We start from the raw sequence: 11,788 nt of genomic DNA on the forward strand, positions 1-11,788 counted from the left end.
GCGCGGACTGGTTACGCTCGAATACGTGAGCAGGCTCCAGGTCGTCAGCGGCAAGGGCGGAACCGGCAAGACCACGGTGGCCGCGGCCCTCGCGCTGGCCCTGGCCACCGAGGGGAAGCGCGCGCTTCTCGTCGAGGTCGAGGGTCGCCAGGGCATCGCGCAGCTCTTCGAAACGGAGACGCTGCCTTATGAGGAGCGGAAGATCGCCGTCGCTCCAGGGGGCGGGGAGGTGTATGCCCTCGCCATCGACGCCGAACTGGCACTTCTGGACTACCTCCAGATGTTCTACAAGCTGGGCGGCGCCGGTCGGGCCCTGAAGAAGCTCGGCGCGATCGACTTCGCGACCACCGTCGCGCCGGGGGTCAGGGACGTCCTGCTGACCGGCAAGGCGTGCGAAGCGGTGCGGCGCAAGGACAGGAGCGGGCGGTTCGTCTACGACTACGTCGTCATGGACGCCCCGCCGACCGGCCGCATCACGCGGTTCCTCAATGTCAACGACGAGGTGGCCGGGCTCGCGAAGGTCGGGCCGATACACAATCAGGCGCAGGCCGTGATGCGGGTGCTGAAGTCGCGGGAGACCGCCGTGCACCTGGTGACGCTGCTGGAGGAGATGCCGGTCCAGGAGACGGTGGACGGCATCGCCGAGCTGCGGACGGCGCGGCTCCCGGTGGGCCGGGTCGTCGTCAACATGGTCCGGCCCCAGGTGCTGGACGCCACCGACCTGGAGCTCGTACGGGGCACGCCGCGTACCGCGCTGGCCCGGTCCCTGTCCGGGGCGGGACTCGGCGGGGCGCGGCGGGGCGGGCGCGCCGAGCGGCTGGTGGACCCCCTCCTCGCACAGGCCGGGGAGTACGCCGAGCGGTACACGCTGGAGCAGGAGCAGCGGGCGGTCCTCGGCGAGCTGGGCCTGCCGATGAACGAACTGCCGCTGCTCGCGGAGGGCATGGACCTGGCGGGCCTGTACGAACTGGCCATCGAGCTGCGGAAGCAGGGGATCGCATGAGTCCGGATGATCCGGCCCGCCACCAGGAGGGCGCGCGGCGGCTGCCCCCCGCGCGCGTGCTCGACGTCGACCTCCTGCTCGGGGACCCGCAGAACCGCATCGTGGTCTGCTGCGGCTCGGGCGGGGTCGGCAAGACGACCACGGCGGCGGCGCTGGGCCTGCGCGCGGCCGAGCGCGGGCGCAAGGTGGTCGTCCTCACCATCGACCCGGCCCGGCGGCTCGCGCAGTCCATGGGCATCGACTCGCTCGACAACACCCCGCGCCGGGTGAAGGGCGTCGACGACTCGGCGGGCGGTGAGCTGCACGCCATGATGCTCGACATGAAGCGGACCTTCGACGAGATCGTCGAGTCGCACGCGGACCCCGAGCGGGCCGCGGCGATCCTGGGCAATCCCTTCTACCAGTCGCTCTCGGCGGGCTTCGCGGGCACGCAGGAGTACATGGCGATGGAGAAGCTGGGGCAGCTGCGGTCGAAGGACGAGTGGGACCTCATCGTCGTCGACACGCCGCCGTCCCGCTCGGCGCTGGACTTCCTGGACGCCCCCAAGCGCCTCGGTTCCTTCCTGGACGGCAAGCTGATCCGCGTCCTGCTGGCCCCGGCGAAGGTCGGCGGCCGGGCCGGCATGAAGTTCCTGAACGTCGGCATGTCGATGATGACCGGCGTCCTGGGCAAGGTGCTGGGCGGGCAGTTCCTGAAGGACGTGCAGACCTTCGTGGCCGCGATGGACTCGATGTTCGGCGGGTTCCGCACCCGCGCGGACGCGACGTACAGACTGCTCCAGGCGCCCGGGACGGCGTTCCTGGTGGTCGCGGCCCCGGAACGGGACGCGTTGCGCGAGGCCGCGTACTTCGTGGAGCGGCTGGCGGCCGAGGACATGCCGCTCGCCGGTCTGGTGCTCAACCGGGTCCACGGCAGCGGTGCCGCCCGGTTGTCGGCCGAGCGGGCGCTGGGCGCCGCGGAAAATCTTGAGGAACCCCGCATTGTGGATCAGGACGGCGGGAAAGCTGGAGTTCGTAACACCCCCGGCAACTCCCCCGACACGTACGGCAGTTCAGGAACCGGTGACTCCGCCCGCGCCACCTCGCCCGAGGCTCCCGACACGGCGGCCGACACACCTGACGTACCCGACGACACACCGGCCGACGCGCCGGAGCGGTCCGTCGACGGGCTCGCCGCCGGCCTGCTGAGGCTGCACGCCGAGCGCATGCACCTGCTCGCCCGCGAGCGGCGCACGCGTGACCGCTTCACCGCGCGTCATCCCGAGGTGGCGGTCACCGAGGTGGCCGCGCTGCCCGGCGACGTGCACGATCTCGCGGGGCTGCGGGACATCGGGGCCCGCCTGGCGACGGGCCGTCCCGAGCTGCCCGAGCCGGGTGCCTGATCCGGCCTTTCGGGGTCAGACCACGGCCGCGTAGTTCTCGTACACCTCGTCATCGTCGAGGGGCACGATGCCGGCCCCCCGTTCGTACTCCGTCCGCGCCGTCTCCAGCAGCCGGCGCCAGGAGGTCACGGTGGGCCGCCTGCGCAGCAGTGCGCGGCGTTCCCGCTCCGTCATGCCTCCCCACACGCCGAACTCGACGCGGTTGTCGAGCGCGTCGGCCAGGCACTCGGTCCGCACCGGACATCCGGTGCATACCGCCTTGGCCCTGTTCTGCGCTGCTCCCTGAACGAACAGTTCGTCCGGATCGGTAGTGCGGCAGGCGGCCTGCGCACTCCAGTCGGTTACCCAGCCCATACCGGCGCCGTCCTCTCCCGAATCGAGGCTCCCCCACGGCGGCAGCGGCATATTCACCGCCGCCAGTTGAGGACGTTACGGAAGGTGGGCACAGCGCAACACCCCCTTCGGGCCCAATCTTGAATGGCCCGAACGGACTATGGGTAAGCGGCAGATCACCCGGGGGAGTGAGCTGGCGACATGCGCGACGATCCCGACATCCAGGTCATCTCTGTTGCGCCACAACGGACACCGATTGACACACAAGGCGGATTCGGACACACACCCCACACGCTGTTACGCACGCCGGTACACACCAACGCGCCCCCTCAGCGAGGCCCCTCAAAATATTCGAGCGGATCCGGAACGATTCGGGGTCGCCGGACGTATTGATACGTGGCCTCACTGCTGTGACAGTTCAGTGCAGCTTAGGCCAAGGCATATACGCGTGTCCGGCGAATGAGAACGTAGGCTGCCTCCATGCCAAAGAAGCGTTCGGGCGGTGGTCTGTCACCAACGCAGCAGGCCGCCAAGTTCCTCGGTGTCAGTGTGCTCGCGGGAGCAGTGCTGGCCGGCATCGCGTTGCCCGCCGTGGGCGCGCTGGGGCTGGCCGCGAAGGGGTCGGTGGAGGGTTTCGACGCACTCCCGGCCAACCTCAAGACTCCCCCGCTGAGCCAGCGCACCGCCATCCTCGATGCCGAGGGCGACACCATCGCCACGGTCTACTCGCGCGACCGCACGGTGGTCGACCTCGCGGACATCTCGCCGTACATGCAGAAGGCGATCGTCGCGATCGAGGACTCGCGCTTCTACGAGCACGGCGCGGTCGACCTGAAGGGCGTCCTGCGCGCGCTCAACAAGAACGCGCGCAGCGGCGGGGTCTCCGAGGGCGCGTCCACGCTCACCCAGCAGTACGTCAAGAACGTCTTCGTGGAGGAGGCGGGCGACGACGCGACGAAGGTCGCCCAGGCCACCCAGCAGACCATCGGCCGCAAGATCCAGGAGCTGAAGCTCGCGATCCAGGTCGAGGAGGAGCTGGGCAAGAAGAAGATCCTGGAGAACTACCTGAACATCACCTTCTTCGGCCAGCAGGCCTACGGCGTCGAAGCCGCCTCCCAGCGGTACTTCTCCAAGCACGCCAAGGACCTCAACGTCCAGGAGTCCGCTCTCCTGGCCGGCATCGTCCAGTCGCCCAGCCGGTACGACCCGGTCAACGACGAGGCGGAGGCCAAGAAGCGGCGCAATGTCGTGCTGACGCGCATGGCCCAGGTCGGCGACATCTCCCCGGCGGAGGCCGACAAGGCGAAGAAGGCACCGCTCGGGCTGAAGGTCAGCAAGCCCAAGAACGGCTGCATCACGGCCGTGAACGGCGCGAGCTTCTTCTGCGACTACGTGCGCGAGGTGTTCCTGAGCGATCCGGTCTTCGGCAAGACCCGCAAGGAACGGGCCAAGGTCTGGAACCAGGGCGGCCTGACCATCCGTACGACGCTCGACCCGCAGGCGCAGGAGTCGGTGCGGCAGTCGCTCAAGGACCACGTCAACCAGTCGGACTCGGTCGCCGCGGCCAGCACGCTGGTCGAGCCCGGCACCGGCAAGGTCGTCGCGATGGGCCAGTCCAAGCCGTACGGCTACGGCAAGAACGAAACCGAGATCAACTACTCGGTCGGGCACGGCATGGGGGGCTCCAACTACGGCTTCCCGACCGGTTCGACGTTCAAGCCCTTCGTCGCGGCGGCCGCGCTCGAGGAGGGGCGCCCGGCCACGCAGGAGTACCCCTCTCCCTACGAGATGCCCTACCCCGAGCCCGTGCAGACGTGCAGTGGGAAGCCCTGGCTCAATTCGGGCGACGAGACCGTCCCCAACGAGAGCGAGTCGGAGGTCGGTCCGTACCGGCTGAAGGAGGCGATGGCCCTCTCGGTCAACACCTACTTCGTGCAGATGGTCGCCGACATCGGCCTGTGCCCGGTGATGAAGATGACGGACGGCCTGCACGTCGTGCAGGGCAACGGTGAGAAGCTCCCCGAGGTCCCCGCCGTCTCCCTCGGCTCCAAGGGCGTGGCCCCGCTCACGATGGCGACCGCGTACGCCGCCTTCGCGTCCCGCGGCATGTACTGCACGCCGATCGCGATCGAGTCGATCACCCAGAAGATCGGCAACAAGCAGAAGTCCCTCGACGTGCCGAAGTCGACGTGCTCGCGTGCGATGAGTGAGAAGACCGCGGACACGGTGAACACGCTGCTGCAGGGCGTGGTCGACTCCGGTACGGGTCAGCAGGCCGGTCTCACGGACCGTGCCAACGCCGGCAAGACGGGTACGACGGACGAGCGCAAGAACGCCTGGTTCGTCGGCTACACGCCGAACATGTCGGGCGCCGTCTGGGTGGGCAGCGCCTCGCAGCAGGTCCAGATGAAGGGCATCACGATCGGCGGGCAGTACCACGAGCTCGTCTTCGGCGGCGCGGTCCCGGGTCCGATCTGGAAGGACGCCATGACCGGTGCTCTGTCGGGCAAGGACTCCCCGTCCTTCAACCTCGTCGACATCCCGGACGAGGAGAAGGACAAGGGCAAGGGAAATGACAAGGACAAGGGCAAGGGCCGCGACGACAAGCACAAGCCCGACGACGGGAACAACGGGGACGACGGCGGCTTCGTCGGTGGTTTGACCGACGGCGGCACCGGCGACGGCGGCACCGGCGACGGCGGCGGCTTCCCCGGGAACCTGTTCCAGGGCGCGGGCAACGGGCCGGGCGGGCGGCGCTGACCTCACCCGAGGGCGACAGCACGGGCACGACGAGCGGTCCCTTCCCCGGCGAGGGGGAGGGACCGCTCGCTTCGCCCGGACCGGCCGCCGGAAGCCCTTCCGGCGGCTGCCGGGAATGGCGCGACGCGGATTCAAACGCTTCCGGCGTGATTACGCCAGCGCGGCGAAACGGACTTTTCTGCCCTGCCACGGCGTGACATAGTCACGACCGGCCCCCGTCGCCGGGTGCTTTTTTTCTGCGGTCACCTTGGAGGAGAAATGCGACTCCGCTCACGGATCGGTGTGACGTTCGGCGCTCTGCTCAGCGCACTCGCCCTGGCCCTCATGCTTCCCAGCTCCGCTCAGGCGAGGGCCCTCGCCTGTTACGACTTCGGCTGCGACGGCCACGACCCGAACATCCAGAGCTGGGACAGCGGACCGGTCAGCCCGCACGGCCCCTACCAACTCGGCGGCTCGTTCCTGTACGAGCTGCGGTGGGGCAAGACCGACGGCGACCAGTACAGCTGGGCCCGGCTGCACTACATCAGCGGCTCGGGCGAGCAGAACTGGGACGTGTACGTGCAGCGTTGCACCAAGGACCAGTCCACGTGCTACTGGCGGCTCGGCCTGAAGAAGGGCGGCGCCTCGGGCTGGACCGCCAAGATCCCGGGCGGGACGAACTACTACTGGACACGCACGCCGATGTACCACAACCCCTCGACCCACATGATGCGGGCCTGTGTCGAGGACCCGTCGGGCGACCAGAGCTGCACGCCCTGGTACTGACCGGCCCACGGCCGTCACGTCGAAGGCCGGACCTGCCACGGGCGGGACGATGCGATGTCATCGTCCTGCCCTTTTGGCCACTCTTCTGCCATTTATTCGCCTTCCCCGGACAACGCGGCCGCATTTAAAATGCTGTACGAGTAAAGGCGGCATACTGCATCGGGGAATTTCTTGACCACCAGACCAGAACCTTCCGTCGACCTTTCCCGTATTGACACCGATGACCGAAAGATCTTGAACCTCTTGTATGCGGGGTTCAGCGACGCCTCGATCGCCCGGCAGCTCGATATCGGGCACCGCACCGTGCAGCGCAGGGTGCAACGGCTCATGGATCGGTTGCAGGCCAACGGGCGAGTAGCCCTGGGGGCGCGGGCCCAGGAACTGGGCCTGCTGCGTTCGGCGCACAGGCGCCTCCACGCCACGGGGGCCGTACGGCGCCCGCTGCGGCCACCGTCGGCACCCCGCCACTACACGTGAGTGCACGTGGTCACCGGCGACACCCCGCCGGTGGCCACGTGCGGCCGGTGGCCACGTGCGGCCGGCGACCCCGTGCAGGGGCGAGGGGCCTCTGAGCGGCAGCGGGCGACCCGGCGACGACGGACCCTCTGAGCGGCAGCGGGCGACCCGGCGACGACGGAGGGTTCCGGCACGTCGGGGCCGACGCCTGCCCCGCCCGTGGAGTCCGGCTCACCATCGGTTCATGCCCCGTGTACTGCGCCGAGGACGACGGATCCATCTCGGAGCCGCTGACCCGCGCACTGCGCCGGGAAGGGTACGAGGTCGAGGGAACGGATCCTGGCAGCGACCAGCGACTCGTTCCCGTCGCGCATCACCCGGCGGTACGAGTTCCACGGGGCCCGGTCCCCGGTGAGCGCAGCGGATCACCGCGCTCTTCCCCCTCCCCGCCTCGCCCTCGCACGGACGGCCGGGAGCGGAAGCCGCCCCGGCCGTCGCGCCCGCTCAGCCGGCCAGGAGCTTCTTGACCGCGGCGGCGACCCGGCCGCCCTCGGCCTGTCCGGCCACCTTCGGGTTCACGATCTTCATCACGGTACCCATGGCCCGCGGCCCCTCGGCGCCGGCCGCCTTCGCCTCCCCGACGGCCCGCGCGACGATCGCGTTCAGCTCGTCGTCGGACAACTGCTTCGGCAGGTAGGCGGCGAGCACCTCGCCCTCCGCCTTCTCCCGCTCGGCCTGCTCGGGGCGGCCGCCCTGGGCGAAGGCCTCGGCGGCCTCACGGCGCTTCTTCGCCTCGCGAGTGATCACCTTCTGCACCTCGTCGTCGGAGAGCTCCCGCTTCTCCTTCCCCGCGACCTCTTCCTTGGTGATCGCGGCGAGCGTCAGCCGGAGCGTCGAGGAGCGGAGCTCGTCGCGCTCCTTGATCGCGGAGTTGAGGTCGTCGTGCAGCTTCGACTTGAGCGTGGTCATGGAACTGATTGTCGCAGGTACGCGAGGACGAGCGCCCGCTGATTCACGCGCTCACGGCGAGCCCGGGCACCGTCGGCCGCCCGCCACCGTTTCTGACACGATGGAGATATGCGCGCGCGATACGGAGTACCCCTGGGAATCACGGCGGTTGGTGCCGCCGGTCTGGTCTACGCGACGGCGATCGAGCCCCGCTCCTTCCGCCTCCGACGAGTGACGGTCCCCGTCCTCCCGTCCGGAATGCGGCCCCTGCGCGTGCTCCAGGTCTCCGACATCCACATGGTCGGCGGTCAGCGCAAGAAGCAGCGCTGGCTGCGCTCGCTGGCCGGGCTGCGCCCCGACTTCGTGATCAACACCGGCGACAACCTGTCCGACCCGGAGGGCATCCCCGAGGTCCTCGACGCCCTGGGCCCCCTGATGGAGTTCCCGGGCGCCTACGTCTTCGGCTCCAACGACTACTACGGCCCCCGGCCCCGCAACCCCGCCCGCTACCTGCTCGAAAAGGTCCAGGGCCGCCACGGCCTGAACGGCAACCCGCCCGTCGTGGGCGTCGTCCACAACCCGTGGGAGGACCTGCGCGACGGCTTCGACGCCGCGGGCTGGCAGAACCTCACGAACACCCGCGGCACGCTCAAGATCGAGGGTGTGTCGGTCGAGCTGACGGGGCTGGACGATCCGCACATCAAGCGGGACCGGTACGCGGAGGTGGCGGGCGGCCCGTCCGGCGCGGCGGACTTCTCGATGGGCGTGGTCCACGCACCGTATCTGCGCGTCCTGGACGCCTTCGCGGCGGACGGCTACCCCCTGACCCTGGCCGGCCACACCCACGGCGGCCAGCTGTGCATCCCCTTCTACGGCGCGCTGGTCACCAACTGCGACCTGGACACGGACCGCGTGAAGGGCCTCTCCACGCACACGGCGGAGGGCCGCACGTCCTATCTCCACGTCTCGGCGGGCTGCGGCTCCAACCGCTACACCCCGGTCCGTTTCGCCTGCCCACCGGAGGCGACGCTGCTGACGCTGGTGGGCCGGGAGCGCTGACTGCTTCCGGACAGGGGGAGGGCCGCCCGGTAACCCACACGGCCCACCCACATAGCCCGCTATGTCCGGTCTGTCTAGCGTGAGGCCATGACAGCCCCGATACCCAGGGACCTCCCGGACCTCCCCCCGATCCCGGGCCACGCCGTCCTGCTCCCCACCGCCGTACCGGCGACGGCCGTCGTGACCCCCGTACGTCGCAGGCTGGTCGCGGCCTTCCGCCTCCTCACCGCCCTGCTGGCACTGACCGGCGTGACGACAGAACTGCTCGCCGGCGGCCCACCCACGACCGTCCTGAGCCACTTCACGATCCAGAGCGGCATCCTGCTGGCGCTGGTCCTGCTCGCGTCCGCCCGGTGCGCCTGGTCCGCCCACCACCCGCTGCCGGGTGCTCTCACCGGCGCGGCCCTCCTGTACGTCGCCGCCGCCGGCCTCGTCCACCACCTGCTCCTGGCCAACGCGTCGGGCCCGTTCGCGGCGCCGGACGGCACCGGTACGGCCTGGCAGACCGCCGCGACCCCCATCCTCCACACCGCGGTGCCGGTGGCCGCGGCCCTGGACTGGCTCCTGTTCACCGTCCCCGGCCGCCTGCACCTGCGCCAGGCCCCCGTGTGGCTCCTCTACCCCCTGGCCTACCTGACCTTCTCCCTGGCCCGCGGCGAGCTGCTCCTCCCCGGCTCCCAGGGCCGCTACCTCTACCCCTTCCTAGACGTCGACCAACACGGTTACAAGCACGTCCTCGGCAACGCCCTCCTCATCGGCCTCGCCCTCTACGCCCTGGCCGTCCTCCTCGTCGCCCTGGACCACATCCGCCCGAACCCGCTCCGCCGCCCCCGGTAAACCGGATTTCGCCTGCGGCCACCGGTGGGCTAAAGTAAGCGACGTCGCCGCGACGAGCAGCGACGATCGGGGTGTGGCGCAGCTTGGTAGCGCGCTTCGTTCGGGACGAAGAGGTCGTGGGTTCAAATCCCGCCACCCCGACAGTGAAGTACCAGGTCAGGGGCCTGATCCGCAACGCGGGTCGGGCCCCTGAGTGGTTGTGGGGGCCGTTGTGGGAGCCATTTGGGAGCCGACTTCATATCCCGCCAGCCGAACGGCTCCCATCACCCCGCCGCAACTGCCGCTCAGCCCTCATCGGCAGAAGGAAGCCGGGCTCCTCGACCCGTCACGATCAGCAAGGCATACGCGGGCAGCAGCAGGAGACGCCGGCTGTACGTCTCACGCCCCGGCATCCGGCCATCGCCACATCGTTGCGTCGGCATCCGTGTCACGTACGCCCCTGAGCTTCACCTCAGCCGCGGATTCGACTTCGAAGAATCGCAACGGATCGGCGATGATCCGGAGCGTCGGAGTTCCTCTGCCCTCTTCCAGGTTCGAGGCGATGACGAGCGAGTAGTTACTCCCCTCTGCAATAGCACGCGTGAGTTCCGCGCTGGTGAGGGAGACATCGGCGGGCTCTGCCCCGCCGTGAGCCTTAATCTCGTAAAAGTGGCCTGCCGAGTCGACGGCGTCCGCCCCCAGCCGAAGGAGACCTCGCTGGTCTTCCAGCGTCCGCCCCCGCTCGTGGAGAATCTGAGCAAGCAGTCCCAGGACGATCTTCTCCTTGTCCCGGTCCTGGTAGCCGAGCAGTCCGGAACGCTCGATGGGCGCGGCCCCGCCCTGACGCGGTTGCGGCAGCGAGGCGGCAGGTCGCCTTCGCGAGGAGGATGCCGGGCGTGGTTCCGACGAGGAAGTAGTACGGGCGGCCTGTGGGGTGCGCGTCTGCAGTTCGGCCAAGGGAACCAGCTTGCGGGGCTCGACCGACGGCGGGGCGGGTGCGGAAGGCGTAGGAGCCGACGGGGGCGTCGGGAGGCCGGCGGGCAGGTCTACCGGGCCGTGCGGCTGTGGCGGAATCGTGAGGCCCATGGGTCGCAACAATTCCCGCTCCCGCAGCTGCGAGGCCAAGCGCTCACGGTCCTCGTGATCTTGCTGGCCGGACGGGACAAGCGGGGCGGCAGGAGCGTCCTGCGGCCAGTCCGCTTCCCAGAGATCGCGCCAACGATGCCCGACGTGAGCGCGCTCCGTCGAGAAGAGGGAGGCCACGGCCAACCCTCCTCCCCGCGTGGTTCTCAGAGCCTCGGGGACACTGACGAAGAGGGCCTTGGCTTCCCGGTCGACGTGTGCGTCAACCGACACCTCGATCGCCTCACGGCCCTCACCCGGGTCAAGCTGGATCCGTAGCCCCGGCAGGATCCTTACCTCGAGCTCCATCAGCCAGGCCCAGCCCGTGAAAGCTTCGGCGGCGGCCGGCTCGTCCCGTACGAGGGTGTCCTGCAGGTTGGTCACCGCCCACCGGAAGTCCCCGGTGAGCTGGCGATCGGGACTTGCGCGGTCCGGAGCGAGGACGCATGCTTCGGATGCCTCCAGCCTGAGCACCCTGAGGAGCCCCAGCAGGCCAACGAATTGCTGCAGATCTCCGCCGGGTTGCCACACGGGCAGGTGCTCGCCGAGCGTGCGGGCGATGACGGGGTGGTCCACCGCGTAGGCGGGGCGCTCCTGCGTCCAGCCGAGGGTGGTCCGCAGCGGCAGCCAGCGCAGCTTGGAACGCAGGCCCGGAGAGATGGGCCCATCAGCCGAGGTGATCGTGTCGGCGAGGAACCTCAATGCCTCAAGCATCACGCGCTGTTGCTCCGCCTCGAGCTGGGTGCCGGACTGCGCGATCTCCTTCATGACATCGACCAAGTCCTCTGGCCTCGGCTGTTCGATCCGGAGGGCGTCCCAGAGCGGGTTCAACTCGGGGTCAGGGATGGTGAAGGGCCGGAAGCCACGGAGGATTGTGGGCCCCCTGAAGCAATCGCTCCCCCGTTGCCATCCTTGATCGGTTAGCACGAGGTCGGTGCCACTGAAGGCATTCCGGATCCTCCGCTCCAGCTCGGGGCGAGACGGCGCCGCCTGGTTCCTCAGTCTGCCGGCCAGTGCCTGGTAGACGAGATAGATCTCGGCCTTGAGTGAGAAGCCGTATCTCAACCGAACGTGATCTCTTGATTTCTGCTGGTCAGGCATGGTTTCGCTCGGCGTGAGGGAGGCATGCCGACGTCTTGTGTCT

At 69.3% G+C, this 11,788-nt stretch carries 9 protein-coding genes, 1 tRNA gene and 2 pseudogenes; 9 read left to right on the plus strand and 3 right to left on the minus strand.

Annotation, left to right across the window (positions count from 1 at the left end; genetic code table 11):
- Positions 1-25: 25 nt before the first annotated feature.
- Together ACGFYH_RS30575 and ACGFYH_RS30580 are read left to right on the plus strand one after the other, a co-directional pair.
- Positions 26-1,003 (plus strand): ArsA-related P-loop ATPase, encoded by a 978-nt coding sequence (locus ACGFYH_RS30575; RefSeq protein WP_393806421.1) that lies wholly within the window; start codon positions 26-28, stop codon positions 1,001-1,003.
- Positions 1,000-2,385, plus strand: coding sequence for an ArsA family ATPase (locus ACGFYH_RS30580; protein WP_393806422.1), 1,386 nt, complete (start codon positions 1,000-1,002; stop codon positions 2,383-2,385). Before ACGFYH_RS30575 ends, ACGFYH_RS30580 begins: the two co-directional genes overlap by 4 nt.
- Before the next feature lie 15 nt (positions 2,386-2,400).
- Here ACGFYH_RS30580 and wblA read toward each other — a convergent pair whose 3' ends face one another.
- A complete protein-coding gene (gene wblA, locus ACGFYH_RS30585; protein ID WP_393806423.1) occupies positions 2,401-2,739 on the minus strand; it encodes a transcriptional regulator WblA in 339 nt (112 codons plus the stop codon).
- A 459-nt stretch (positions 2,740-3,198) separates the two neighbouring features.
- On the opposite strand from wblA, the gene ACGFYH_RS30590 reads away from it, so the two are divergent.
- From ACGFYH_RS30590 to ACGFYH_RS30605, 4 genes and pseudogenes are all read left to right on the plus strand, one after another.
- Positions 3,199-5,478, plus strand: coding sequence for a transglycosylase domain-containing protein (locus tag ACGFYH_RS30590; protein ID WP_393806424.1), 2,280 nt, complete (start codon positions 3,199-3,201; stop codon positions 5,476-5,478).
- 258 nt (positions 5,479-5,736) lie between these two features.
- Positions 5,737-6,243, plus strand: a complete 507-nt coding sequence (locus ACGFYH_RS30595) for a hypothetical protein (protein WP_393806425.1) — start codon at positions 5,737-5,739, stop codon at positions 6,241-6,243.
- Between the two features lie 234 nt (positions 6,244-6,477).
- On the plus strand, positions 6,478-6,720 hold the full coding sequence (locus ACGFYH_RS30600; protein ID WP_393806426.1) for a LuxR C-terminal-related transcriptional regulator: 243 nt from the start codon (positions 6,478-6,480) through the stop codon (positions 6,718-6,720).
- Positions 6,721-6,950: 230 nt separating this feature from the next.
- Positions 6,951-7,043: pseudogene (locus tag ACGFYH_RS30605) on the plus strand (DNA-binding response regulator); the annotation flags it as partial.
- Positions 7,044-7,203: 160 nt separating this feature from the next.
- Here ACGFYH_RS30605 and ACGFYH_RS30610 read toward each other — a convergent pair.
- Positions 7,204-7,668 (minus strand): GatB/YqeY domain-containing protein, encoded by a 465-nt coding sequence (locus tag ACGFYH_RS30610; protein WP_393806427.1) that lies wholly within the window; start codon positions 7,666-7,668, stop codon positions 7,204-7,206.
- Between the two features lie 108 nt (positions 7,669-7,776).
- On the opposite strand from ACGFYH_RS30610, the gene ACGFYH_RS30615 reads away from it, so the two are divergent.
- The 3 genes from ACGFYH_RS30615 to ACGFYH_RS30625 all read left to right on the plus strand — a co-directional run bounded on the left by ACGFYH_RS30615 (position 7,777) and on the right by ACGFYH_RS30625 (position 9,684).
- Positions 7,777-8,706 carry a metallophosphoesterase gene (locus tag ACGFYH_RS30615; protein WP_393806428.1) on the plus strand — a complete coding sequence of 310 codons (930 nt, stop codon included), beginning with the start codon at positions 7,777-7,779 and terminating at the stop codon, positions 8,704-8,706.
- An 87-nt stretch (positions 8,707-8,793) separates the two neighbouring features.
- Positions 8,794-9,543 (plus strand): Pr6Pr family membrane protein, encoded by a 750-nt coding sequence (locus tag ACGFYH_RS30620; RefSeq protein WP_393806429.1) that lies wholly within the window; start codon positions 8,794-8,796, stop codon positions 9,541-9,543.
- Positions 9,544-9,610: 67 nt separating this feature from the next.
- Positions 9,611-9,684 (plus strand) — tRNA-Pro (locus ACGFYH_RS30625).
- A 237-nt stretch (positions 9,685-9,921) separates the two neighbouring features.
- On the opposite strand, the pseudogene ACGFYH_RS30630 reads toward ACGFYH_RS30625, so the two are convergent.
- A pseudogene (locus tag ACGFYH_RS30630) lies at positions 9,922-11,788 on the minus strand (hypothetical protein); the annotation flags it as partial.

The sequence above is a fragment of the Streptomyces sp. NPDC048392 genome, assembly GCF_043200575.1.
Taxonomy (GTDB): domain Bacteria; phylum Actinomycetota; class Actinomycetes; order Streptomycetales; family Streptomycetaceae; genus Streptomyces.